Annotated in this window: 18 protein-coding genes and 7 pseudogenes; 11 read left to right on the top strand and 14 right to left on the bottom strand. The window is 59.7% G+C overall.

The features are described 5' to 3' along the window. Window positions 1-98: 98 nt before the first annotated feature. A complete protein-coding gene (locus P9217_RS28650; protein WP_164548505.1) occupies window positions 99-404 on the bottom strand; it encodes a hypothetical protein in 306 nt (101 codons plus the stop codon). Window positions 405-406: 2 nt separating this feature from the next. Here P9217_RS28650 and P9217_RS28645 point away from each other — a divergent pair, with 2 nt between their 5' ends. The 3 genes and pseudogenes from P9217_RS28645 to P9217_RS28635 all read left to right on the top strand — a co-directional run. Then, window positions 407-736: an ATP-binding protein gene (locus P9217_RS28645; protein ID WP_272482847.1), complete on the top strand. Its 330-nt coding sequence runs from the start codon at window positions 407-409 to the stop codon at window positions 734-736. 771 nt (window positions 737-1,507) lie between these two features. Beyond that, complete coding sequence (locus tag P9217_RS28640; protein WP_063169333.1) at window positions 1,508-2,515, top strand: ATP-grasp domain-containing protein; 1,008 nt, start codon at window positions 1,508-1,510, stop codon at window positions 2,513-2,515. Between the two features lie 188 nt (window positions 2,516-2,703). Further along, window positions 2,704-2,984, top strand: a pseudogene (locus P9217_RS28635) (integrase core domain-containing protein); the annotation flags it as partial. Window positions 2,985-3,032: 48 nt separating this feature from the next. On the opposite strand, the gene P9217_RS28630 reads toward P9217_RS28635, so the two are convergent. After that, window positions 3,033-3,167 carry an IS110 family transposase gene (locus P9217_RS28630; protein WP_224570036.1) on the bottom strand — a complete coding sequence of 45 codons (135 nt, stop codon included), beginning with the start codon at window positions 3,165-3,167 and terminating at the stop codon, window positions 3,033-3,035. 314 nt (window positions 3,168-3,481) lie between these two features. Between P9217_RS28630 and P9217_RS28625 the strand changes: the two are divergent. The 7 genes and pseudogenes from P9217_RS28625 to P9217_RS28595 all read left to right on the top strand — a co-directional run. After that, window positions 3,482-4,686, top strand: a pseudogene (locus P9217_RS28625) (IS110 family transposase). Window positions 4,687-5,105: 419 nt separating this feature from the next. Then, window positions 5,106-5,486 (top strand): transposase, encoded by a 381-nt coding sequence (locus tag P9217_RS28620; protein WP_199489649.1) that lies wholly within the window; start codon window positions 5,106-5,108, stop codon window positions 5,484-5,486. Further along, window positions 5,483-5,835 (top strand): annotated as a pseudogene (gene tnpB / locus P9217_RS28615) (IS66 family insertion sequence element accessory protein TnpB). The gene P9217_RS28620 and the pseudogene tnpB overlap by 4 nt, the downstream one beginning before the upstream one ends. Before the next feature lie 69 nt (window positions 5,836-5,904). After that, window positions 5,905-7,222 (top strand): annotated as a pseudogene (locus tag P9217_RS28610) (IS66 family transposase); the annotation flags it as partial. Window positions 7,223-7,271: 49 nt separating this feature from the next. Beyond that, window positions 7,272-7,574, top strand: coding sequence for a hypothetical protein (locus P9217_RS28605; RefSeq protein WP_063169337.1), 303 nt, complete (start codon window positions 7,272-7,274; stop codon window positions 7,572-7,574). Continuing rightward, window positions 7,561-9,624 carry a recombinase family protein gene (locus tag P9217_RS28600; protein WP_063169338.1) on the top strand — a complete coding sequence of 688 codons (2,064 nt, stop codon included), beginning with the start codon at window positions 7,561-7,563 and terminating at the stop codon, window positions 9,622-9,624. Before P9217_RS28605 ends, P9217_RS28600 begins: the two co-directional genes overlap by 14 nt. 28 nt (window positions 9,625-9,652) lie before the next feature. Continuing rightward, window positions 9,653-9,845: pseudogene (locus tag P9217_RS28595) on the top strand (transposase domain-containing protein); the annotation flags it as partial. Window positions 9,846-9,889: 44 nt separating this feature from the next. On the opposite strand, the pseudogene P9217_RS28590 reads toward P9217_RS28595, so the two are convergent. The 8 genes and pseudogenes from P9217_RS28590 to P9217_RS28555 all read right to left on the bottom strand — a co-directional run. Beyond that, window positions 9,890-10,227: pseudogene (locus P9217_RS28590) on the bottom strand (IS110 family transposase); the annotation flags it as partial. An 88-nt stretch (window positions 10,228-10,315) separates the two neighbouring features. Beyond that, on the bottom strand, window positions 10,316-12,082 hold the full coding sequence (locus tag P9217_RS28585; RefSeq protein ID WP_206617005.1) for a CocE/NonD family hydrolase: 1,767 nt from the start codon (window positions 12,080-12,082) through the stop codon (window positions 10,316-10,318). A 498-nt stretch (window positions 12,083-12,580) separates the two neighbouring features. Further along, window positions 12,581-14,314 (bottom strand): CocE/NonD family hydrolase, encoded by a 1,734-nt coding sequence (locus tag P9217_RS28580; protein WP_244514363.1) that lies wholly within the window; start codon window positions 14,312-14,314, stop codon window positions 12,581-12,583. Window positions 14,315-14,547: 233 nt separating this feature from the next. Next, window positions 14,548-15,549, bottom strand: a complete 1,002-nt coding sequence (locus tag P9217_RS28575) for an ABC transporter ATP-binding protein (protein ID WP_063169341.1) — start codon at window positions 15,547-15,549, stop codon at window positions 14,548-14,550. Next, window positions 15,542-16,552, bottom strand: a complete 1,011-nt coding sequence (locus P9217_RS28570) for an ABC transporter ATP-binding protein (RefSeq protein WP_063169342.1) — start codon at window positions 16,550-16,552, stop codon at window positions 15,542-15,544. The genes P9217_RS28575 and P9217_RS28570 overlap by 8 nt, the downstream gene beginning before the upstream one ends. Then, window positions 16,549-17,481: an ABC transporter permease gene (locus tag P9217_RS28565; protein WP_063169343.1), complete on the bottom strand. Its 933-nt coding sequence runs from the start codon at window positions 17,479-17,481 to the stop codon at window positions 16,549-16,551. Before P9217_RS28565 ends, P9217_RS28570 begins: the two co-directional genes overlap by 4 nt. Beyond that, window positions 17,478-18,467, bottom strand: coding sequence for an ABC transporter permease (locus P9217_RS28560; RefSeq protein ID WP_063169344.1), 990 nt, complete (start codon window positions 18,465-18,467; stop codon window positions 17,478-17,480). The genes P9217_RS28565 and P9217_RS28560 overlap by 4 nt, the downstream gene beginning before the upstream one ends. After that, entirely contained in the window at window positions 18,464-20,143 is a 1,680-nt protein-coding gene (locus tag P9217_RS28555; RefSeq protein ID WP_063170379.1) for an ABC transporter substrate-binding protein, read from the bottom strand. Before P9217_RS28555 ends, P9217_RS28560 begins: the two co-directional genes overlap by 4 nt. A gap of 715 nt (window positions 20,144-20,858) precedes the next feature. On the opposite strand from P9217_RS28555, the pseudogene P9217_RS28550 reads away from it, so the two are divergent. Further along, window positions 20,859-21,929, top strand: a pseudogene (locus tag P9217_RS28550) (IS5 family transposase). A gap of 248 nt (window positions 21,930-22,177) precedes the next feature. On the opposite strand, the gene P9217_RS28545 reads toward P9217_RS28550, so the two are convergent. The 4 genes from P9217_RS28545 to ehuC form a co-directional block, all read right to left on the bottom strand. Beyond that, window positions 22,178-22,846, bottom strand: coding sequence for a hypothetical protein (locus tag P9217_RS28545; protein WP_176477193.1), 669 nt, complete (start codon window positions 22,844-22,846; stop codon window positions 22,178-22,180). 562 nt (window positions 22,847-23,408) lie between these two features. Next, the gene (gene ehuA / locus P9217_RS28540; RefSeq protein ID WP_063170381.1) at window positions 23,409-24,185 is read right to left on the bottom strand and encodes an ectoine/hydroxyectoine ABC transporter ATP-binding protein EhuA; all 777 of its coding nucleotides are present in this window, start codon (window positions 24,183-24,185) and stop codon (window positions 23,409-23,411) included. A 119-nt stretch (window positions 24,186-24,304) separates the two neighbouring features. Then, window positions 24,305-24,973, bottom strand: coding sequence for an ectoine/hydroxyectoine ABC transporter permease subunit EhuD (gene ehuD, locus P9217_RS28535; RefSeq protein ID WP_063169345.1), 669 nt, complete (start codon window positions 24,971-24,973; stop codon window positions 24,305-24,307). Next, window positions 24,970-25,641 (bottom strand): ectoine/hydroxyectoine ABC transporter permease subunit EhuC, encoded by a 672-nt coding sequence (gene ehuC / locus P9217_RS28530; RefSeq protein ID WP_063169346.1) that lies wholly within the window; start codon window positions 25,639-25,641, stop codon window positions 24,970-24,972. Before ehuC ends, ehuD begins: the two co-directional genes overlap by 4 nt. Window positions 25,642-25,645: the final 4 nt, after the last annotated feature.

The raw sequence follows: 25,645 nt of genomic DNA, 5'->3' as shown, positions 1-25,645 counted from the left end.
TCCAACTGCCGTCTGATCGTGACAATTCAGCTGCGTCAAATGCCTTTGCCGCCAAGATGGCGCGTATCGTCAGGTTGTGCTGACCAAGCTGGGACGCTCTACGAGCGCAGGAATCCTGCATTCGCCTGACGCTTCCGGCTCGGTTGCAAGGCTCGGGAATAGTAATGACGAAACAGTGGATCAGCACGCCGTAAGCCCAGTGCAAAAAATGCGGGCTTCGTGCCGAACCTTTTTTTGGAACGGCGGGCGCGGATCTCATCATTGAGATTACCGGAAAGCCTGTCCGGACTTTTCCGAAGCCGCACTGTTATCCTGTTCGAGAGCGACGCATCGATGGTTCCTTTCCCCGCCTCATCGACAAGCTCACCCGTGTCCACTTGGCTCATCCACGACGACTTCGGCAACCATGCTCTCTCCGATCAGCAGCGCTTCCACCTCTTCGAAAATCGTCGAGGAGCGCTATCAGAGAAAATCCACCCTGATCACCGCCCAGGTCCCCGTGGCAAGCTGGCACGACCTTATTAACGACAGCACGGTCGCCGACGCTATACACGACCGCTCGTGCACAATGCACACCGCATCGCCCTTCAGGGCGAGAGCATCCGAAGAAAAAAGCCTCGGCCCTCTTGACCGACTCCGAGAACACCGAAATCAATCAGCCCTACAGCAACCAGGCTGCCGAGGACCAACCTCGACGAACTGTCGGACTTTTGTGAAAACGCTGTCCGGGAATTAGCGGAATCGCTGTCCAGCTTTTGAAGCGCGCAATAACACTATGGCCGTCATCGAAATGAGCAAGGCGAAGTGCTGATTGCCGCGTTTGTTCCGGGATTAAGCGCCAGCCTCTCAAGAAGATTTATGCCGACTCGCCATCATTGTTGAAACTGCTGCAGCGCTCGCACGTTGAAGCCGGCCAGGCCGGGCATACGATTATGCGGATCGCCTTCGCCCAACTTCAATTCTGGACGCCAGGGCTCGATGTAAGGGACCGGCGAGCGTCAAAAGACTGCGGATGGGTCGCCGCTCGTCCCCTGGGATACGATCTCTGTCGGATTTTGTCGCGCCTGCGACATAGTGGTTGTGCGGGCCAGTTTAGTACCTGATATGACCGTAAGTTTGATATCAAACTCAAAGCACTGGCCGACGTGCATTTTGCGAGGTTGGCACGGTTTTTGAAGCGATCATTTCGCGTCGGAGCGCTCTCATCCGCCGGTTATCATCTGTTTTGGCATAAACCCTGCATAAGGCTTTATTGATGGTACCGCAACCCAACTCGCCGTCTTTCGAGCTACTTGGGCAAAAAGAGCACCGCCAGCGGAAAGGGTCGGGAACCGGAGAGGGAACCGGGTGGTGGACCTATGTTTGTGGAGGGGGTTGTGAAAAGGGTCAGCCATGGTGCTTCGAGCCTCTTGTACTCGTGCAGGTCGTCAATGTTGATATAGCGGTTGGCCTCCATCCAGTTTTCATTGGTTTCGTGACAGCAGACAAACGTCAAAGGAGATAGCTCATGCGAGTAGCCATCGTAACGAACAGTGATTTCAACGGTGTGATTAACCGGTTCGGTCAGCCTTGTCCGCAGCCGCCGCAGCCTTGGCCGCATAGCGGCACGTTGGAAGATGTGGTGGCGGCACTTCAAGAGGGCGGCCACGAGACGGTAGTGTGTGAAGGCGATAAAGGACTGCTCGCCAGTCTCGAGCGGTTCATGCCACCTGATCCGCAAGGTCGCCCCTCGGGAATGGTCTTCAACTTGGCGGAGGGAATTCAGGGCGAAAAGCGTTACACTCATGTTCCTGCCATGCTTGAGATGGCCGGTGTTCCATACACTGGATGTAGCCCCTTCGGGATTGGGCTGACGGGAGACAAAGTCATTACCAAAATGCTCATCCGCGATCAGGGCGTGCCGACTCCGAACTTTCGCGTGATGCGTCGCGGCACCGAGAACACCGGCGACCTGAGATTCCCAGTGGTAGTGAAGCCGCGGGAGGAGGACTGCAGCTTCGGATTGCAGATCATACATGAACACTCTAAGTTGCGGCAGGCCGTCGAAGTGATCGTCACGCAGCATGCTCAGGATGCGCTAGTGGAGGAATACATCGAGGGGCGGGAAATCTGCGTTGCGTTGCTCGGAAACGGGGAGCCCGAAGTTTTGCCTCTAGTGGAGCAGGACTTCGGTGACCGCGAAACGCGTGTTATGAATTGGGATGCGAAGTACGTGGCGGCCGCAGCGGTGCCCAAGATTTGCCCGGCGAAAATCGAGAGCGGGCTTGAGACGATGTTACGGGATATTTCGGTTGCGACCTTCCGTGCCTGCCACTGCCGGGACTATGCCCGCGTCGATTTCCGGATCGATCGCTCAGGCCAACCGTTTGTCCTAGAGATGAACTCGGTGCCGGCCCTTGGTATACACTCCAGTTATGGCACAGCTGCAACGGCCGGCGGACACAGCTTCGTAAGCTTGATCAATCGCATCCTCAATGTCGCCCACACCCGCTATTTCGGAATCGGCGTCTCATAGTGGATTGATCGGATCAAAAGAGTCCGATTTCGGGATTCCGTTTTGCGGTTTGGCGTGCGAGTTAGATGCATGCGCAATAGCATCCCCCTTCACCGTTTTGGCCAGCGACCGTCAGCGCCTGCAAGCGCTCGTCGCGGCGCCAGGAAGCCCGCAAGCACGTTCGGGGGCCGCATCGTCGCGCTGTGCTTCGAACCACGAAGCCAAAGCATACTTGGACCACCGGCTAGGTCGAGCGAATGAACCGCACCATCAAGGACGCGACGGGCAAGCGTTTCCACTACGACGATCATGACCAACTGCGTCGGCATCTTGCCGACTTTGTTGCGGCCTACAAATTTCGGCCGCAGGCTGAAGGCCCTCAAAGGTCTCACCCTACGAGTTCATCTGCAAGGCATGGGCTTCCCAGCCCGAGCGCTTCACTCTCAATCCGCTCCACCAAATGCCTGGACTTGTCTATTCGGCGTGTTGAAGTCAATCCCATTCAAGCTTCCTAGGCTGACCTGCCGACGCGATTATCCTAGCCTGATTGATGTAACCGCGGCGTCAAACCGAGATACGGCCCCACGTCCTTCGAATTCCTGAAGGGGGCAGGAATATCGACCGTGGCGTTGAAACCCAGTGCAACGATAGGGCCGACGCCCAGCACGGTCATCAACCGCCTGCAAACCGTGTCACCCCTCACGATCGACAACAGTCTTTCGTGTAGCACCGTGAACTGCTCGCAAAGTTTCCGACGGGCGGTGAGCAACGTCTCCATGATGTCTCGAGTTCCGGAATGTCACCGGAAGGGTCCCGGATGCGATCCGCGAATTTGCCGGCCGTCGACAATGCCAACTTTGAGACCGAAGTTACGAAACAGGCCACGGATGTCGTTCTCGATGGCGATGGCCTTTTCCTGAAGCGACTTGAGGGCCGTCAGCAGCGCCCGGCGATTCTGGGTCGTCAGCGTCTTGACAGTAAGACCGTATGTCCGCCTCTGCCGATGAGGTGGCTCGCCCTACACTGCGCGTCCGAGGGTTGCTCGGACGGGCCGAGCCGATCCTCACCACAGGAGGACGAGCCGTGGCGGATTATAGAGAAGCATTTGTCGGAATCGATGTTGCGAAGCTTAAGAACGCTATTGCGATTGCGGAGGCAGGCCGGGAAGGAGAGGTTCGGTTCTTCGGTGAGGTCGACGCGTCGGCGACCAGCATGCGGCGGGTCATAGGCCGGATCGCCAGCCGCTTTGATTACGTGCATTTCTGCTATGAGGCTGGGCCGACCGGGTACGGCCTTTATCGCCTGATCCGGTCGCTCGGGCACGAGTGCACCGTGGTTGCACCATCATTGATACCAAGGAAGCCCGGCGATCGGGTGAAGACGAACCGTCGAGACGCCATTTCCCTTGCCCGACTATTGCGCGCCGGCGAGCTGACCGCGGTGTGGGTTCCCGATGAAGGGCACGAGTCCATACGGGATCTTGTTCGCGCGCGGGCGGGCGCGGTCGAGACGCTGCGGGTCCATCGCCAGCAGGTGAGCGCATTCATGCTCAAGCACGGCCGTAGCTATCCGCGAAAGAAGAGCTGGACGATGCGCTATCTACGCTGGCTTCAGGAACAAGGTTCGATCATCCCGCGCATCAGATCGCACTCCAGGAGATGGTCGAGGCGGTGCGCGTCTCGAAAGAGCGGGTCGAGCGGCTGGAGCGTGTGATCGAAGAGTTCGTCCCGGCCTGGTCGCTGGCACCGATCGTGTGGGCGCTTCAGACATTGCGTGGGGTAGACCTAATTGTCGCCGTGACGTTCGTCACCGAAGTCGGCGACGCCAGCCGGTTCGAAAGCCCACGCCAGCTCATGGGATATCTCGGTCGGGTCCCCGGCGAGCGCTCAACCGGGGAGACAGTCCGGCGCGGCGGCATCACAAAGGCAGGCAACGGTCGGGTTCGCCACATGTTGGTCGAGAGCGCCTGGACCTATCGACATCCGCCCAAGGTCGGGAAGGCGAAGCTATACCGGTTGGAGCAGGCGTCACCGAAGGTGCGTGAGATCGCCTGGAAGGCGCAGTCCCGCCTGACAGCCCGCTACCGCATGCTGAGCGCTCGGGGCAAACGGACAACGGTCGTCTGCACCGCGATCGCCCGTGAACTGGTCGGCTTTATGTGGGCAGTCGCAAGGGAGGCGCGCGTCACCTGATCGCTCGCCGCGATGGCGCACATATCGCGCATGGGCGGAGGCGGGACCACGGCAGGGGAATGCCCGTCAGACGCTTTGTGGCCGGCAAATCGACCGACGCCCGCAGTAAGATAGGAACAGCCCCGGACGCACAATCGGGAATGCGGTAGCCAACCCGCGCATCAGAGCTTGATCACCGACGTCCTTCAGTTCCGCCTCCCCACCCATGCGCGATCATCAGAATGAGCAGCCGTTCCTCGGATCGGGCGACCTCATGCGTTCCAAACCTTGACAGCGGACATCAGAGCGGTGTTTCCGGACCACCTTTCGGGAGTGGTCGCGATCTGTGAGGTTGCCGATCCTGTATTGGGATCGGAGATCGGCTTGTGTCTGGACTTGACCTTACGCTTGACCCGGAGCGGCAGCTTCGGCGTTTCGAGGTGATCAACGGTGCCGGCGGTCGGCGTCACTGGTCGGTGGATGACAAGGCGCGGATCATCGCAGAGACGCTGGAGCCGAATGCGATCATTTCCGAGGTCGCCCGCCGTTATGGTCTCAGGCCGCAGCAGGTCTTCGCCTGGCGCCGCGAAGCGCGCAAACAGGCCGCTTCGGTGCAGCAAGATTCTCCTGCCTTTGTGCCGGCGGTTGTGGCGGCGGCGGAACCTGCAGCCAGCCGTTCACCGAAGCAGCGGAAACGGCAAGCCACCCGAGATGCCGGCATGATCGAGCTTGAGATCGACGGCATCGCGATGCGCGTCGGCCGGGGCGCCGATACCAAGACGGTGGCCGCAGTGATCCGCGCGCTGAAGGCGACGTCGTGATCGGGCCGACGGGTGCGGTCAAGGTCATGGTGGCGACGAAGCCCGTCGACTTCCGCAAGGGTGCGGAGGGATTGGCGGCGCTGGTGCGAGAGACAATGGGGGCCGATCCGTTCAGCGGGGCCGTCTACGTCTTCCGGGCGAAGCGGACTGACCGGATCAAGCTGATCTTCTGGGATGGCACCGGGGTTTGCCTGCTAAGCGTTTGGAGGATGGGGAGTTCCGCTGGCCGAAAGTGCATGACGGCATGATGCGGCTGACGGCCGCGCAGCTCTCGGCGCTACTCGAAGGTCTCGACTGGCGGCGAGTCCATGAGGCGCGCCGGACCCGCGTGCCAGCCCAGGCGGGCTGACCCGCGACGAAGTGAATCAGCCTAGATTCCGCTGTCGCGGGCTGTCGGCGAATATGGTCTGATCCGTTCATGGCGATGACGGCTGACCAGCTTCCCGACGATCCGGACGCGCTGAAGGCGATGGTCCTGGCGCACGACGTCGAGAATGCCCGTCTGATTCAGATCATCAAGGAATTGCAGCGTCACCGCTTCGGCCGGCGTGCCGAGACGCTCCCCGAGGATCAATTGCTGCTGGGGCTCGAAGAGGCGGAGCAGATCGAGGCCGCCGGTGAGGAAGAGAAGGAGCAATCTGCTCCCGCCGAGCGGCAAGCAAAGGCCACGAGGCGCCGGGCCAACCGGGGCGCGCTGCCACCCCATCTGCCGCGCGTGGAGATGGTCGTCGACATCGAGGACCATGCCTGCCCATGCTGCCGCAATGGCTTGCATCGGATCGGCGAGGACGTGAGCGAGCGGCTCGACATCGTTCCGGCGCAGCTGCGTGTAATCGTCGTGCGCCGGCCCAAATATGCCTGCCGCGCCTGCGAGGACGTCGTGGTTCAGGCTTCCGGCGCCGGCCCGGCTGATCGAGGGTGGTCTTCCGACCGAGGCAACGGTCGCCCAGGTGCTGGTCTCAAAATATGCCGATCACCTTCCGCTCTATCGTCAGGCGCAAATCTACGCCCGGCAGGGTATCAATCTCGATCGCTCTACGCTCGCCGACTGGGTCGGCCGCGCCGCCTGGCACCTGCGTCCGGTGCATGAGCGGCTGCTTGGCAAGCTGAAGTCCTCGGCAAAACTCTTCGCCGACGAGACGACCGCGCCGGTGCTCGATCCCGGCCGCGGCAAGACTAAGACAGGTCAACTCTGGGCCTATGCCCGCGATGACCGACGATGGGAGGGGAGCGACCCGCCGGGCGTCGCCTATGTCTATGCGCCGGACCGAAAGGCCGAGCGTCCGATCGCTCATCTCGCAGGCTTCACCGGAATCTTGCAGGTCGACGGCTATGGCGGCTATCGCGTGCTGGCCGACAAAAGCGGCGTCACGCTCGCCTTCTGCTGGGCGCATGTCCGTCGGCGCTTTTATGAACTGGCAGCAGCCGGTCCCGCGCCGATCGCCAGTGACGCGCTGAGACGGATCGCCGAACTCTACAAGATCGAGGATGACATCCGTGGCCGATCGGCCAACGAGCGCCGCGCGATGCGTCAGGACAAAAGCCGCGCCATCGTCGCCGATCTCGAACCCTGGCTGCGTGAGAAGCTCGGCCTGATCAGTCAGAAGACCAAGCTCGCAGAGGCAATCCGCTACACGCTCTCACGCTGGGAAGGCCTCTCGCACTTCCTTGACGACGGCCGCATCGAGATCGACAGCAACACCGTCGAACGCTCGATCCGTCCGATCGCAATCTCGGGGTCATTCTGCCCATGTTGGGCAGGAGGTCGAAGTCCCGTGCGCAGCAATGGATCTGGGCTCCCCGCGCGCGTCGCTTGCTGCACTGCTTGAACTGAACAAGCTCTTGATCCAGCGCCGTTTCCGGCGAGGCTCTCCGGATGGTTTCATCATCGGGGAGACTCAAAATGAGAACCTTGCCGCCACCGACACGATCTCTCGTGATCGTTCGCCAGCTCAGCATGCGCTCGACTCGCACAAGCTAGTCGGGCTGAGCGCAGCGCAACGAACGATCGTGATCGCCCGGCTCGCCAATGTGCTGATGGCCGCCGCCGGTATCGTGACGGAGGAGAGCCGCGATGACGAGCCGTAATCTGATTCCGGCCACCATCCTCAAGCGCAAGGCCGTTGTCTATGTACGTCAGTCCACGCAGGCGCAAGTGCAGCTCAATCTTGAGAGCCAGCGTCGGCAATATGAGCTGGTCGACGTCGCGCGGCGCTGGGGATTCCGCAAGGTTGAGGTGATCGACGAGGACTTGGGACGCACCGCAAGTGGAGCTGTGGAACGTCCCGGTTTCGAACGCCTGGTCGACGATCTGTGCACCGGTCATGTGGGCGCTGTGCTTTGCCTGGAGGCGTCCCGCCTGTCTCGCAACGGACCGGACTGGCATCGGCTGCTCGAGTTGTGCGGCGAAGTCGATGCACGGGTGATCGATCTGGACGGAGTCTACGATCCGGGACTGCCGAACGATCGCCTGCTGCTCGGCATGAAGGGGAGCATAAGCGAGTTCGAACTCGGGGTGCTGCGTGCTCGCATGTACGAAGCTGACCGCGCCAAGGCACAGCGCGGCGAACTGCGCATCTCTGTGCCCTTCGGCTACGTCTGGCACCGGGATTACGGTCTCGGGTTCGATCCCGATATACGCCTGCAGGAGACCATTCGCCTGATATTCGCGCGTTTCCGCGAACTCGGCAGTGCCCGCCAGGTCCTGATCTCGATGATCGACGATGGCGTGCATTTCCCCAGACCCTCCGACGGCAAGAAGATGGTGTCCTTCGCCTGGGTTCCGGTCCGCTACCGCAACGTGATCTCCGTCCTGAAGAACCCGTTCTACGCCGGCGCTTATGTCTATGGTAAGAGCGAGAAGCGCACCGAGATCGTGGATGGCCGCGTCCGCAAGAGCTATGGTCATTACAAGCCGGCCAGCGATTGGGCGGTGGTGCTCAAGGAGCATCACGAAGGCTATATCGGATGGAGCGAGTACGAACGGAACCAGGAACTTCTCGCCGCCAACGCCTATGGCAAAGCCGGCGGCGTCAAGTCGGGCCGCGGCGGTCGCGCGTTGCTCCCGGGTCTTCTCTCCTGTGGTCGATGCGGGCGAAGACTGGTTGTCACGTATGCCGGACGTGGCCAAGGTTACCCGGTCTATCGTTGCGAGAACACCATGATGGCGCAGGCGCGATGCATGTCGTTCAACGGCTTTCGCACCGATGCGGCGGTGGCCCGCGAAGCCTTGGAGGCGGTTGCGCCGATGGCGATCGAGGCGGCGTTGGAGGCTGAACAGATGCAGCTGGAGAGCGAAGCCAGGCGGCGGCAGATGATCGAGATGGACCTGCAGCAGGCACGCTATGAGGCATCGCTCGCCGAGCGCCGCTACGCCGCCTGCGACCCGGAGAACCGGCTTATAGCGGCCCAGCTCGAGAGGAACTGGGAAGCTAGGCTCAGGCGCGTGGAGACCTGCGAGGCCCGGCTCAGTGAAGTCCAGCGTATGGAGCCTGTCGACGCGATCCCTGACTTCACCGGCCTCGCCCAGGATCTCGAAGCCGCCTGGAATGCGCCGGGTGTCGATATGCGGTTCCGTCAGCAACTGCTGCGCGCGCTCATCAAGGACATTGTGGCGGACGTCGATGACGACGCGCGCGATGTGATCCTGACCATCCATTGGCATGGGGGCCAGCATTCCCAGGTAAGGGTTCGCAAGTCCAAATCCGGAGAGCATGGCCAGAGTACGCCTGAGGAGGCTCTGGCGGTCATGCGATCCATGGCAACGCGATGGTCGGATGCCGAAATCGCCGCCACACTCAACCGCATGGGCATGAAGACGGGTCAGGGAAAGACCTGGACGGCGCGACGCGTCCAATCCCTGCGCACGGTGCACAAGATCAGCGGCTATCGGTCTTCCGACAAGAACGGCGAGTGGCTTACCATGTCGGACGCGGCCGCGAAGCTTGGCGTGTCGCACGTCAAAATCCGCCGGTTCGTCAGGGACGGCATATTACCAGCCGAGCAGGTCATGCGCGGCGCGCCCTACCAGATCCGCGCCAGCGACCTTGAAGATGAACGGATCAAGGCCGATTTGGCGCGCAAATCTCCGCGTATCATCAACGACGATAATCAGAAATCGCTGTTTCCCGCCATTTGAAGAGGGGGTGCATAATGAATCAGTCTTCGCGCTCAACCGCAAGAACGCGCTCTTCGCAGGCTCTGACGGCGGCGCCGAACACTGGGCAGTCATCGCCTCGCTGATCGAAACCTGCAAGCTCAATGGTGTCGAACCGCTCGGCTTATCTCGCCGATGTCCTCACCAGGATCGTCAACGGCCACCCCAACAGCCAGATCGACGATCTCCTGCCTTGGGTCTACATCAACAAGCTCGAGCTCAAGGCCGTGGCCCGAGAATACCGCTTACTCTTGACATGCACGGGCCGGAACAGGTTAACCCGCATATCTGCGCGATGCCGCGAGCATGGTTGCGGTCGGTCTTGTTGACCTGTGCCTTGAGAACGCCTTGGAATGACGGGGCTCGATACAGGTCACGTAGTCCGGCTGCCGCCAGACCAACCATTGGGATAAGGGGCCGGCTTCAAGCCTGATCCGGGCGAGATTCCATGCGGGGTTCTTCAATGCGTCAGCAAGATCGTCCGGATGACTAGCAACCTTCATCTCTCGGCAAATTCGGCGCCCTTCTCACGATGCAAACGGTGGTCTCTTTCACGGAGACGTCCAGTCCGGCATAATTTTTCATGCTGCGCTTCCTTTCCTGATGCTTGTGGCTGTTCACACAGACCACGTTTTGTCATCATCTCGAAGCGCAGCACTTCAAAACAACCCGTTCAAGGCGGGGGGCAAAGCCGAATACCACAATCTAAACACCTAGCGATGCTGTTCAAATTCGCCTTGCCGGCATGGGACCCCATCGCTGTCATCACAGGAAGCAGTACGTGGGAGGGGAACTGCTCGCAGTGATGAATCGTGTTCCGAGCCACTACCCATTCAGTTTCGTCCCAGTTGTTACCTCCCGTATTCAGGTTGCGGTCGAACCGCGGGAAGGCCGAACTAGTGATTTCCAGGCGAATTTGATGGCCGGCCGGAAACCAATTACTTGTGGCGTCGAGATCAATCTCGATTTTGCATATAACGCTCGGTTCCATGAAAACAGCCCGATCAAAGCCCTCGCGATAGCGGACGCGCAGTATCCCGTCCACCACGTCAATCGCACGGCCATCGGGATGTACGTCCAACAGTCTGGCCACGAAGTCCGTGTCCGGGGCCGAAGAAGAGACGAAGAGGACCGCCCGGACAAATCCGGTAACCTCCATGCCCTCTGTGAGGGGCGGTGAAGTGAAGCAGAGGACGTCTGGACGAAGCTGGACGTCCTGGTAATCGCGGGGTCCTATAGTAGTTCCACTTGACTTCCCGCCGTCCATCCCCAAGAACGGCGCCGGATCCCCAGGGTCGTAGGTAAACGTGTCAGCCGGCTCGTCGGCACTCGGAGGCTCTACATCAAGAGTCCCGTCGCCTAGACGGGTCGCGGCATTCCCGCCGCTGCGGAGGAACCAGTGCTGCAGTTCCACACCAAGAGGGGGCCATTCTGACGCGGCACGCCACTCGTTGCGACCCATCACGTAGTACTGGACGCGGGGCATTCCCTCGATCCGGTCGGGCTTGTCGTTCAGCCAGCAGTCGAACCAGTCCAGGTAGATCTGCCAGCAATCCAGGCGCGCGTCGCCCAGCTCGCGCTCGCCGATAACCGTCGGGGCTTTGAGACTCTCGGTGCCACAATGCGTGGCTGGCGACAGAATGATATGTTGGTGATCGCGTGCCGCCGGGCTCAATCCGCGAGCACTAAAAACGCGCTGCTGGTGAAGCGCGTCGGCAGCCCCCACGTCGTACCACGAGTTCACGAACAGGGCTGGGACGTCGATGGTCGAGTCCTCGCTAAGCATCCCATTCCGATCCCCCCAGGGATCGCCTGGGTCACGCGAGACCCAGTCCTCCCAGTCAGTCGGCGGTCCCCCAAGGCTCTTAAGCATGTTGACGAGCGGCAGCGACGCGAAAGCCCGCTGATACTCCTCATCGCTTTTCGGTTGCACTCGGGACCGGTCCTTCGCTGCGGTTTGGTGGAACCAGGGGACAAACGCGGCAACCTCCACCGCACCGCCGAGACGGAGATCCCCGTTGCGATATCGCCCTCCGGCAGAGCCGTTCGCGCCGCCCGATCCCTGCGCAATTGCGCATCGGTGGGCTGGATGGCACAACTGCGCCAGCAAAACCTGCGCGATACCAAGCGCCGAGCACCCATATGTGCCCACGCGTCCATTCGACCATGGCTGCTGCGAAATCCAGGACAGCGTGTCATAACCGTCGTCCCCTATATGTTCCCTAGCGTATACGCCGCCGGAATCGAAGACGCCACGACGCTCCTGCACAAGTACAGCGAACCCTTGTCCAGCAAACATTCTTGCCACTTTGTGGCGAGGCTCAACCGGACAGCGATAGGGCGTCTTACCGTATGGAGTTCGGATAAGGATTGACCCGAGTTCCCCAGTGTAACCAATAGGCCGATACAGGTCCGTGGCGAGCTCAACGCCGTCCCGCATTGGAACGCGCAAGCCGGTCTGCAAAACCACTTCGTATCGCGGCGTTGGCGGTTTAATCGGGCCTAGTTCATTACACACTTCAGAGTGCCTCCCAGACATTGAGACTGATTCAAGATGGAGTGGCCAATTTCGACGGGTCTCAGCATTCTATCTGCACGGTGGTGTGTTCGTCGCATTCACAGTACAACGATGAACTCTGTGCCGTTGCTAAGTTGTTTGAAAAGAAACTCAACCGTGCTTCTCTAGCAGGTCCGGCACTCAATGATGGCGCGTTGCCACCCCAATTTCCCTATTGCTTAAATCAATGTGACAGCGCGCCTACGCCGCTGTGCAAAACATCAATTGTGAGTCTCACCGCCATTATGTGCCGATCCATGGACCCCCATTCCATGCTGATTGACGCGGGCCGATGGGGCAAGCTGCTTGATGTGAGAAGCGACGGGCTCCCCGACCGATCGCAGCTTGTTATCACCGTTTGTTTGAAATAGTGGAGGTAGGCTAGCCAGGCGGCAAGCTGTTCAAATTCGCCTTGCCGGCATGGGACCCCATCGCTGTCATCACAGGAAGCAGTACGTGGGAGGGGAACTGCTCGCAGTGATGAATCGTGTTCCGAGCCACTACCCATTCAGTTTCGTCCCAGTTGTTACCTCCCGTATTCAGGTTGCGGTCGAACCGCGGGAAGGCCGAACTAGTGATTTCCAGGCGAATTTGATGGCCGGCCGGAAACCAATTACTTGTGGCGTCGAGATCAATCTCGATTTTGCATATAACGCTCGGTTCCATGAAAACAGCCCGATCAAAGCCCTCGCGATAGCGGACGCGCAGTATCCCGTCCACCACGTCAATCGCACGGCCATCGGGATGTACGTCCAACAGTCTGGCCACGAAGTCCGTGTCCGGGGCCGAAGAAGAGACGAAGAGGACCGCCCGGACAAATCCGGTAACCTCCATGCCCTCTGTGAGGGGCGGTGAAGTGAAGCAGAGGACGTCTGGACGAAGCTGGACGTCCTGGTAATCGCGGGGTCCTATAGTAGTTCCACTTGACTTCCCGCCGTCCATCCCCAAGAACGGCGCCGGATCCCCAGGGTCGTAGGTAAACGTGTCAGCCGGCTCGTCGGCACTCGGAGGCTCTACATCAAGAGTCCCGTCGCCTAGACGGGTCGCGGCATTCCCGCCGCTGCGGAGGAACCAGTGCTGCAGTTCCACACCAAGAGGGGGCCATTCTGACGCGGCACGCCACTCGTTGCGACCCATCACGTAGTACTGGACGCGGGGCATTCCCTCGATCCGGTCGGGCTTGTCGTTCAGCCAGCAGTCGAACCAGTCCAGGTAGATCTGCCAGCAATCCAGGCGCGCGTCGCCCAGCTCGCGCTCGCCGATAACCGTCGGGGCTTTGAGACTCTCGGTGCCACAATGCGTGGCTGGCGACAGAATGATATGTTGGTGATCGCGTGCCGCCGGGCTCAATCCGCGAGCACTAAAAACGCGCTGCTGGTGAAGCGCGTCGGCAGCCCCCACGTCGTACCACGAGTTCACGAACAGGGCTGGGACGTCGATGGTCGAGTCCTCGCTAAGCATCCCATTCCGATCCCCCCAGGGATCGCCTGGGTCACGCGAGACCCAGTCCTCCCAGTCAGTCGGCGGTCCCCCAAGGCTCTTAAGCATGTTGACGAGCGGCAGCGACGCGAAAGCCCGCTGATACTCCTCATCGCTTTTCGGTTGCACTCGGGACCGGTCCTTCGCTGCGGTTTGGTGGAACCAGGGGACAAACGCGGCAACCTCCACCGCACCGCCGAGACGGAGATCCCCGTTGCGATATCGCCCTCCGGCAGAGCCGTTCGCGCCGCCCGATCCCTGCGCAATTGCGCATCGGTGGGCTGGATGGCACAACTGCGCCAGCAAAACCTGCGCGATACCAAGCGCCGAGCACCCATATGTGCCCACGCGTCCATTCGACCATGGCTGCTGCGAAATCCAGGACAGCGTGTCATAACCGTCGTCCCCTATATGTTCCCTAGCGTATACGCCGCCGGAATCGAAGACGCCACGACGCTCCTGCACAAGTACAGCGAACCCTTGTCCAGCAAACATTCTTGCCACTTTGTGGCGAGGCTCAACCGGACAGCGATAGGGCGTCTTACCGTATGGAGTTCGGATAAGGATTGACCCGAGTTCCCCAGTGTAACCAATAGGCCGATACAGGTCCGTGGCGAGCTCAACGCCGTCCCGCATTGGAACGCGCAAGCCGGTCTGCAAAACCACTTCGTATCGCGGCGTTGGCGGTTTAATCGGGCCTAGTTCATTACACACTTCAGAGTGCCTCCCAGACATTGAGACTGATTCAAGATGGAGTGGCCAATTTCGACGGGTCTCAGCATTCTATCTGCATGGTGGTGTTCCAGCCCACCTGCCTGTGCAATACCAGATGGAATACGCTCATTGGGGTGGCGCTGATTGCATGCCTTTCACTTAGCGAGCCAGCAGGCTGACAGGTGCTGTGGTCCAACTTCGATCGCCGGCGGCTCCTCAGCTTTGCAACGGTCGAAGGCAAGCGGGCAACGAGGATGGAAACGGCAGCCCTTCGGCACGCGCGCGGCACTTGGAACCTCGCCCTGCAGGGCCGGCAACTCGGCGCGACCTGCGTTGCCGCCAATCTGCGGTGTGGCGTTGCGCAAGGCGACGGTATACGGATGGCGAGGGTTGAATGTGATCTCGTCGGCGCTACCAATCTCGACCAATTTTCCAAGATACAAGACCGCAATCCGGTCGGCGATCAGCCAGGCAAGGGGCAAATCGTGGGTGATGAACAGCAGCGCCATGTTGTGCCTGTCGCGCAAGTCAACCAGGACCTGAAGAATCTGAGCGCGTATCGAGACATCGAGCATCGATACAGGTTCATCAGCAACGATGAGTTCCGGCCGGACGGCAAGCGCTCCTGCAATCACGACGCGCTGGCGCTGCCCGCCGGATAGCTCGTGCGGGAAGCGGGCGAAGAAATCGCCGGGAGGATTGAGCCCAGCGGCCGCAAGCGCTTCACTCACCCGGTCGGCGAGTTGAGTGGCGTTACCGACCAGCCGCAGGGACTGCAACGGCTCCGCCACGATGTCGAACACGGTGTGTCGCGGATTGAGGGCCTGATAAGCGTCCTGGAAGATCATTTGCACGCGACGCCGGTACGGACGTAGAGCCGAGAAGCCCTCTACCGACCTCATGTCGCGGCCTTCGAACAGCATTCTGCCGCCAGTCGGCTTGGCAAGCTTGGTGATGACGCGGCCCACAGTGGTCTTGCCGCTTCCCGATTCGCCGACCAGGGCGACGATCTCGCCCCGCCCGACGTTGAGGTCGATCCCGTCTACCGCGCGCATGGCGCCGACAGATCGGCCCAGGACACGGTCGAACAGACCGCCCTGGATAGGAAAATGAACTTGCAGGCTCTCGAGACGCAGGATGCCGGCAGTGTCAGGCATGAACAGCGACCTTGTCTTCTTGCGTCAAGGACCGGTGAAGGTGACAGGCGACACGTCCCCGCCCGAACTTATTGAGGCTGGGGACTTCGGTCGCGCACCCCCCCATGACCGACGGGCAACGCGGATGGAAAGCGCAGCCCGAGGGTCGATTCACCAAGTTGGGAGGATCACCCGGTATTGGCCGGATCATCTTTTTGCCGCTCGCTGGGTTCGGGATCGATTCGATCAGCTGTCGGGTGTAGGGATGTTTGGGCTGGGCGAAAATCTCGGCGACAGTGCCATCCTCGACGATGCGGCCCGCGTACATGATCATTACGCGATCACAACACTTAGCCACCACAGAAAGGTCGTGGGTGATCAAAATCAGGGCGAGGCTCAACTGCGATCGCAAGTCGCCTAGCAGGTTAAGGATCTGAGCCTGAGTGATGACGTCGAGCGCTGTGGTGGGCTCGTCACCAATGATAATCGAAGGTCGACACGCGAGCGCCATGGCAATCATCACCCTTTGTCGCATTCCGCCCGACAACTCGTGAGGGTAGGCGGAACCACGATCCGCCGGGATGCCGACCAGTTGAAGCAACTCACTTCCCCGCTTGGTCGCCTCGCCCCGCGACATGCCGAGCTTCAGCATGCATGGCTCGGCGATCTGCTTGATAATGCGGTGAACAGGATTAAGTGCGTTCATCGCGCCCTGGAAGACAACGGACGTTTCGCTCCAGCGATGTGGCCGCATCGCCGCATCATCGTCGATCGGCAGTCGGTTGCCACGATAGCGCACTTGGCCGCCGCTGACCCGCGCGTTGGGTGATAGTAGACCAGCGATCGCCATCGCGGTCGTGGTCTTGCCACTGCCCGATTCTCCGACGAGGCCCACGGCCTCTCCGGCTCGGAGCGCGAAGCTTACGCCGTCGATTGCTCGCAATGAAACGCCCTTGAGCCCATAATCGACAGAGAGCCGGTCTATTTCCAGAAGCGGTGTTTTGTCCTGGGAGGAGCTGGTCATGGGATCACCCTCCGCCGTGGATTGAACGTGTCGTCAAGGGCACTGCCAATCAGGACGAAGCTAAGCGAAACCGTGAGTACGCACAGTCCTGGGGCGCCGAGGTACCACCAGGCTCCAGCACTGGCCGCGCCGGCGCGCTGAGCGAGCGAAAGCAAAGTGCCCCATGAAGGCTGCAACGGGTCCCCGAGTCCAAGGAATGAGAGCGATGTCTCGACATAGATTGCGCTGGCGACCACCAGCGCACCATTGGCTGCGATTTGCGGCACGAGATTGGGGAGGATGTGCCGCACCATGATGCCGAAATTACTGCTACCCGCAACGCGCGCACGATCAATGAATGGTCGCTCCTTAAGCGACAGTGTCTGACTCCGGACGATACGTGCAACAAAGGACCAGCTTGTCATGCCTATAACGACAATGATCACGAAAAGAGAAGGACGGAAGCCCAGGATTTCTCCACCGCGCCCCATCACCTCGAGAACCACGGGTGTAATGACCAGCGCCAGCACGAAGGACGGCATGACAAAAAAGAAGTCTGTCAAGCGCATCAGCCAGACGTCGACCCTGCCACCATAGTAGCCAGCGGTCGTACCGATTGTAGTCCCAACGACGAGGCTGATCACAGTCGCGAGTAGCGCAATCGTAAGCGAGATCCGGGCACCATGGAGGACCAGATTGAGCACGTCCCGCCCGATTTCGTCCGTGCCGAGCAGATGCTCGCCTGATGGGGGTGCGAGGAAATCGCCAGTTGCATTGATCGCAGTCTGGAGCGGTCCCGCCAGAATATTGGGGACCGCTCCCACAACAAGAAAGAATACCAGACATACGAGGCCCACCTGAGCACCGCCATAGCTGAGAAATTGACGCAGAAAGCCTTTTATTGCGCGCGCCCGGCCTCGCGGGCAATATCGAACAATATTGTCGCTCATTGTCGGACCCTCGGATCTAGAAGGCTGTAGGCAAGATCGGCTACGAGGTTTGCGAGAACAATTGAAACGCCAAGCAACAGGAATATGCCTTGAAGGACTGGGTAGTCCCGTGCGTTGAGTGCTTCCACCGTCAGCCCGCCGATACCCGGCCAGGCGAAAACGGCTTCGACAGTGATGGCCCCGGCGACCACATAGCCAATATTGAGGGTGATCAAGGTCACGACCGGTAGCATTGCATTGCGAAATGCATGACGCATCAGCATTTGACCGTTGGTCAGCCCTTTCGCCCGTGCGGTTACCATGTAATCCTCGGTGAGTACGTCACTCATTGCGGCACGAGCGACGACGACGTACTGGCCGATTAGCCCAAGCGCCACCGCAGTGGCGGGAAGCGTGAGATGTTGCAGGTAGTCGAGGAACGAACCAAGAGAGCCCGTGATCAGGCCGGGCGAGTATGCACCATAGCCCGGGAGCCAACCCAATGCCGTGCTGAAGATTACCACCAGGATCATGCCGAGCCAGAAAGCCGGCGTAGAATAGAGCGCCAGAGAGGCTCCGGTTGCGATACGGTCGCCGGCTCCTCCCCGGCGCCAGCCTGCGTAGATCCCAAGCATCACCCCAATAACGATTGCCATTATCTGAGCAACCCCGACTAGGACTATGGTGTCCGGCAGGCGTTCCGCTATCAGGTCTGCGACATGCCTGCCCCTGAACTTGAAGCTGTAGCCGAAATCGCCGCGGAGTGTTGCCGACAGGTAGTCGACCGCCTGGTCCGGGAACAGCGGCCGGTCAAGGCCCCAACGTTGGTTCTGCGCCTCAATCTGCTCGGCGGTGACGCTGACGCGCGCCCCGCCAAGCAAAAGAGATGCAGGGTCACCTGGAATAACTCGGAATAGGATGAAGTTCAGGACTGCCACCATCAGGAGGGTTATAGAGGCCCTGACGATGATGCGCAGGATGTGACGGCTCCCTCCCCCTCCGTTCACGGCGCGGGCACCGGCTTCAAGCGATCGAATGGGAAGTAGCTGTCCATCGACATGATGCCTTGCTTTCCCCAACCCTCGAAGCAATCCCTCCGGTGGGCTTCGAGCAGGGTGGGGTAACATAGTACGATGTAAGGCGCTTCAGTATAAATTAGTCGCGCTGCCTGGTCGACCAGCTTTTGGTTTTTCTTGAGGTCAACGGTGACCTGCACCTCCGCGAACAGTTTGTCGAACTCCGCATTCGTCCAGTACGCCTTGTTCTTGATGCCGATGGAATTGCTGCTGCCGAAGATGAGCAGGTCTTTAGGTGTTGGGCCTTGCCAGGTATCGGAAATGAGCAGATCCCACCCTCCGCCGCCTTTCGCCGGAGCTGCGGCGCGGGCGCTCAGCGCACCGGAGTCGAGCCGAGTCACCGATACAGGGATACCGATTTGCTCCAACCAGCCAGCGATAAACTGCACTGCCGCGACCGGCATCTCTATATTTGCTGAAGGTCCAGACACCAGCTCTAGCTGGAAACTCTTCCCGTCCTTGTCCTCCCGAATGCCATCGCCGTTCGTGTCCCGGTACCCTGCGGCGTCAAGCCGGCGGTTGGCTTCGGCGAGATCGAAGTGGCGCCTGATGTCGTTCAGATCTGAATAGTAATCGGCCGCCACCGGCATTGCGAGTCCGACACCAGGGTCGGCGTGTCCGCGCATGGCTCGATCGACGATGGCCTTCTGATCGATCGCGTAGCCGAGCGCATCGCGAAACGCCGGATCCTGCAGAGCCTTGGTGCTACCTGCGCCATCTCCCGAAGCGGTGTTGAAGGCGAGATAGGTTTTCTGAGCTATGCGGGATTCACCGACTACAATGTCGGGATCCTTCGAGAGATCAGCCCACTGGGCGGACGTCAGGTAGTTGCCATAATCGAGTTCCCCGCTCTTAAGACCTTGCGCAATCGGATCGGCGGCATCGAAGGACCGCAGGATCACCCCCGCGATTTGGGGCTTCCCCGTACGGAAATAGGGGTTCGGCGTCAGGCGTGTAAACTGGCCCTGGTGAAACTCCGAAACGATCATAGGTCCCGTACCCACCAAAGGCGGATCGTTGCGGAAGGTTACGCGTGCGTCAGCATAGCTGATGTCCTTCCAAATGTGCTCGGGAACGATCATTATGATATTGTCTATTGGCCAGGTCGCGGGGAACTTGGTCACGATCTGCAAAGTCTCGTCGTCGAACGCTTTGATGGACTCGACGTTCTCAAGACCGCTGGTGCTGTTCCACCCGACGTTTAGCTCGTCGGGCTTGCCTATGGAATCGTGCAAATAACTATAAGTGAACGCCGCGTCCCTAGCGGTAGCAGGCTGGCCGTCCGACCACTTCATGCCGGGCCAGATCTTGAAGGTCCAAGTGAGGTTGTCGTCGGCGACGGACCAAGATTGGGCAAAGCCCTTTCGATCGTCGTATCGCTGGGCGTCTATGCAGACCAAGAAATCATAGCAAATAGCCAAGGGCCAAAAGGAGCCCCAAGTGGCGAAGGGGTTCATCGAATCAGGGCCTCCACCCAGTCCGCCGATTCGCAGGATGCGATCGTCGCACGACGAGGCGAACGCCCTCGAGTTAATCCCCCAAGGGGTCGCCGAAATCGCCAGCATTGCCTTCATAAGCGCACGACGATTATATGAGTATTGGCTCATTTTATCCTCCCTGTTTGCCGGCTTTATCATCACTTCATGTTCACACGACCACGATGATCTACGGCCTCAACCCGGAACATCTGGCTTCCTTTTGACGGAAGCTCCACAGTCCCCTCATTCCAGATAAGTAGCAGTGCCCAGGGGGGTGGTTCCTGCAAATTGGCCGCTGTGCCTGCATGAATCCGGCGTTTTTCTCGATTCTGGGCACAGCTAGCCAGAATTAAAGTCGATTGGCCGGTTCCAGCTCCTGGCGGCGCCCACGGACAATTCGCATATAGCAAACGAGGCAGTCATTCAGGTTCTGTTCGCGACCTCGGGTTGGAGGGTCCCGTCGAGCCGCAAACGCCTTTATCACGGATGTGTGATGTCGGAATGTCGATGCCGAAATTCCAGAGGATATCCTCTTCCGGCACACGACGGTCTAAGAGGCGTTCGACAAGCTGCGCGCCGCGCAACAACACGGAGCTTGAGCCGCCCGTTGAAAAACGATGTAAACGCTGATGGATCTCCAGCCTGATGCGTGGCCGCCAGCTCGTCGACCGTGAACTATCCGCAAGCCATTGATCTGGCCTTTTGATTGAGGCGGATAGCGTCTTTTGAATTGCAGGATTAGCGGTATTTGGACGCTGTTTTCCTGCAATTCGGTTTTGCGATTCCCTTGTGCTGCGGAGCGTGATTCACTCGGTTCGGCGGCGGCGAATCGAGGGGACGGCGAATGTCCAAGCCACGCGAGACGGGAGAGCAGGACCTGTTCCGCTCCAGGCTCGATCAGATCATCAACATGAAGCAGGCGATCGACCGGCCGGTGCTGGAGGAGCGTTTCGGCGCCGTCTATTCGGACGGCCCCGGCATGCCGCCGCTGCCGACCCGGCTGATGGCGGGGCTGGCGATCCTCAAGCACACCTTCAACCTGTCGGATGAGGTGCTGTGCGAGCGCTGGGTGGAGAACCCTTACTTCCAGTATCTCACCGGCGAGACGTTCTTTTGCCATACGCTGCCGTTCGACCTCTCGTCGATGACGCGCTGGCGCAGCCGCATGGGCGAGGAGCGGATCGTGGCGCTGTTGCAGGAGAGCCTCAGCCTTGCGGTCAAGACCGGGGCGATGAAGCCGGCCGACACGCGCCAGGTGATCGTCGACACAACCGTGCAGCCGAAGAACGTCATGTTCCCGACCGACGCCAAGCTCATCAACCGGGCGCGCGAACGGCTGGTGCGGCTGGCCAAGAGGGAAGGAGCTCCATTTGCGCCAGAGCTATCAGCTGGCGCTGATCAGCCACCAGCGCTATGCCCACGCCAAGCAGTTCAAGCGGGCCAACAAGGCGCTGCGCAGGCTCAAGACCTATCTCGGCCGGACCATTCGCGACATTTCTCGCCAGATCGCCGGCGATGCGGGGCTGGACGCGCTCTTCAAATGGCCGTTCTACCAGGCCGCCACCGTTCTCTAGCAACGCCAGCGCCAGCGCGGCCGCAAGATCTACAGCCTGCACGCGCACGAGGTGGAATGCATTGGCAAGGGCAAGGCGCATATGCCCTACGAGTTCGGTGTGAAGGTGTCGGTGGCCACCACGCTGAAGCGCTCCAAGGGCGGCCAGTTCGCCCTGCATGCAAAAGCGCTGCCCGGCAATCCCTATGACGGCCACACGCTGGCAAGCGTCATATCGGCCACATCAAGAACGAACACCGCATGGGCCGCAACTACCTCGCCGGCCAGCAGGGCGACGCCCTCAACGCCGTCCTGGCCGCCGCCGGATACAACTTCTCCCTCCTGCTCAGGTGGCTGAAGTGATTTTTGTGGCCCTTGATCGCCCTGCTTCAACTCCGGCCGAAGTCGGTCGCCGCTTAGCGTCTGGATCACGGTCGACCAGCACGAGTTCCAAAAATCCAACCTGCATCTCAGGCACCGCGTCCTGACCTCGGAAATCGAGGATCCAGTCTCGACAGAGTATTCGACAAGATGCGGACGTGTGTTACAATAACGAGCCGCAACTCATACCAGACATGAGCTCATATTTTGGGATAGTGGCCTCCAAGCGGTCAAGCCACGGACGCGAATGTCATCCGATAAAGGGTCGCGGCGTCATAGATGGGCAGTCCTGTCCTACGACGGATTGCTGACGTCACCATCGGGAACAATGTACATTCAAATAGGAGGGCGGCAATCCCCGGATGTGCGGCGCCAAGTCGCGCGACACAGGCTGCAACCTCCGACTCCATTTCAACAACACCAGCCGGCCACGCGTCACCTTCAATGCCGCCGATGACTACTCTTGCCTCTGCGGATGAATCTATGCCCAGCAGCTCTTTGCCGCAGTGTCTTGAGTCTGCGGCCACAACGGCGAGCTTTGCGTCAGCTGGAAGCTGCCGGAGTAGCGTGGGCGCCAGTAGCAGGCTCGACATGGCCACCGGGACTTCGACAGACGCGGCCACTGCAGCCTGGTACCGGATACTGAACCCGCAGTCCCCGGTTATCGCGACTGCTCCGCGCTCGACCAACCGCCTGGCAGCTGCAATGTAGGCCGGCTCGAGAGAAGCATCACCGGGAATGACCCTCTCCTCCAAAGCCCCGGCCGCGGTCTCTATTATAATTGGGAAGTCGAAAGTTGCCGGGTTGAAGACCGACTCCGGTTGCGGTGGCGGAAATTCACGAGGCGGAAGTCCGATCTCCAGCCCAATAATTCCGAGGGCCCTTTGTTGAGTTGTCACGGAAGCATCCTTCTTCTGGAAGCAGCTAAGATGGTGATTTCGGCAGCAAATGCCCATCACCTGCGCGATACAGGTTCTCTCTGAATGCACGAATTTAACAGCGTCGAAACGGCTGTTTCAGAGAAACATGCCTTTCCAGGCGCAGTAAGTCGGCATTGTTTTGGTGCATTCGCATGAAAGCCGTAAAAACTGGGAAACCGCAGAACGCTTGTGCGACCCTCCCCGGGCCTGTAGGATACCGGGTTTGCGTCCGCCGTCAGACAATCGTGTTAGGGCACTTTCCAGAGCCCAGATGCCCTGAATGGCAGATTGAACGCACATCAGATCTTCAAGCTCGCAACTGCCGAACGGGCAGCGCTATTTACCTAACTCGACCAATCTGGGGCTTGGACCGGACGATCCTAGTTATGCAGTCCTGAATGAACTGGGGCAGTAACCTCGACATCAACCCGGCCCTGAAAAACCGCGCGTAGGTTCGTCGCAGGGCAGCCTGCTCCGAACGGACCAGTTCCTGCCCGGAAGCCACCCACGGGATAACTCAACTAGCGGCACAACCCGCAACTCACCTCGTCTCCAGCACCGCATTGAGAAACTGCTGCGTTCGCTCGTTTTGCGGATTGCCTAAAAGCTGGCTGGGCGGGCCTTGCTCGACAATCTTACCGCCAGAAAAGAAGCACACGCGATCGGAGAACTCCTTGGCAAAGCCCATCTGGTGCGTGACCATCAGCATTGTGAGGTCATGTTCGGCGCTGAGCTTGCGGATGACGTTGAGCACCTCTCCAACCAGTTCCGGGTCAAGCGCTGATGTCACCTCGTCAAACAGCATCACCTTGGGCCGCATGGCCAACGCCCGAGCGATCGCCACGCGTTGCTTCTGGCCCCCGGAAAGCTGGATCGGGAAATGGTTCTTCTTGTCGCCGAGGCCCACCAAGTCGAGCAGCTCTGCCGCTCGGGCCTCCGCCTCCTTCTTCGAGAGCCCAAGGACGGAGATCGGCGCCTCCATGCAGTTCTGCAGAGCAGTCATATGCGGGAACAGGTTAAAGTGCTGGAACACCATACCGATCTTGGCACGCACGCGACGGAGATGACGCTCGCTCGCCGGCACTATTTGGCCGTTCTTCTGCGTATGCGTCAACGGTTCACCGTCGACCCATATCACCCCCCCGTTGATGTGCTCAAGCGTCATCAGCATGCGCAGAACGGTGGTCTTGCCCGAGCCGGACGGACCAATGATGGACACCTTCTCGTTGCGTGCGATCTCGAGATTGAGTTCGTCCAGCACCGTCAACGCGCCGTAGCGCTTTGTGACGTTCTCGAAGCGAACTATGGGTTCGTTCATGACTTTTTCGCTGCGCCTGATATCGAGGTCAAGCTCGTCCCGCCTGGCTGATGCCCTAGGGCGCTTCGTGAGATCGTCCTCGAAGCGAAGCACAAATTCGCTCATAGTATAAGGCCTCCCTATTGCAGATGGTAGCGGCGGTTGAGCCAGACGCGGACCGACTGCACGATAGCGGAAGCAACCAAGCTGAACACGTAGTAGAAGAAGCCGCACATAGTGATCGCTTCTATGTATCGATAGTTATTGCCCCCGAAATTTTTCGCCTGCTGCAGCATCTCGAAGATCGAGATTGCCGCCAGGACCGGCGTGTCCTTGAACATGCCGATGAAGTAATTGCCCAGAGCTGGCACCATGGGCGGGATCGCCTGCGGCAGAATGATTGTTCGCCAGGTCCGCGTTCGCGAAAGGTTTAGTGCCGTACAGGCCTCCCACTGGCCGCCATCCACATTCTCGATGCCGCCGCGGAAGACTTCGGAACAATAGGCTGCATAGTGGATCCCCAGCACGCCAACTCCCGCCGTCCAGGCAGGAATGAAGATTCCGATCTGCGGACCAACGAAATAGACAAAGAACAACTGCAGCAGCAAGGGCGTTGAACGGATAAACTCCACGATCTCCGCCATGGTGGTCGAGACGTAGCGGTTTGGCGACTGGCGAATCATCGCGAAGACAAGACCCAATATCAGCGCGATCGCAAACCCGAGCAGCGTAGCCTCAATGGTGACGATCGCTCCCTGATAGAGATATGGGAAAGCCTCCCATACGTAAGACCAATCCCAGATCTTCAAGCCACCTGCTCCCGAACGAAACCGCGCGAGACGCGGCGTTCCAGCCAGCGCACGAAAGGAGTGATGAGGGCGCGCGCGATGATGTAATAACCGAATAGTGCAACCGCAAAGAACAGCATATAATCGCCAGTTGCGTCGGCCGCCTGCTTGGCGGCGCTAGTAAATTCGGGAATGGTGATGAAGAAGACGAGCGAGCTACCCTTAAGCACATCGATGAGCATGTTACCCCAGGTCGGCAGCATGGCGCGCATTGCCTGTGGGAGGATAATACGCCGCATCATGGTGAGCCGCGAAAAATTGAGCGCTGTAGATGCCTCATACTGGCCCCTATCAACGGCCTGAATGGCGGCGCGGACATACTCGGCTGCGTAGCCAGAGGCATTCATTCCGATCCCCAAAATTCCGACAGTCCACGGCGACAGGAAAATACCGAAAATCGGCAATACAAAGAACCACCAGTAGAGCTGAACCAGCATGGACGTCCCGCGGAAGAATTCGATGTAGGCGATACTGAACCAGCGCAACTGCCGACGGGGAGAGACTCGGGTCAGGCCCACGAAAAGCCCAAGGACGATCGCTACGACGCAGGCGCCAAGAGTGACGATGACCGTAGTCATGACGCCCTTGGTGAGCACGGCAAAGATAAAGCTGAGATCGACCTTACTCATATGC

This window comes from Mesorhizobium sp. WSM4989, from assembly GCF_029625795.1.
In the GTDB taxonomy this organism is placed as follows: Bacteria; Pseudomonadota; Alphaproteobacteria; order Rhizobiales; family Rhizobiaceae; genus Mesorhizobium.
This window is presented reverse-complemented; position numbering and strand designations above follow the sequence as displayed.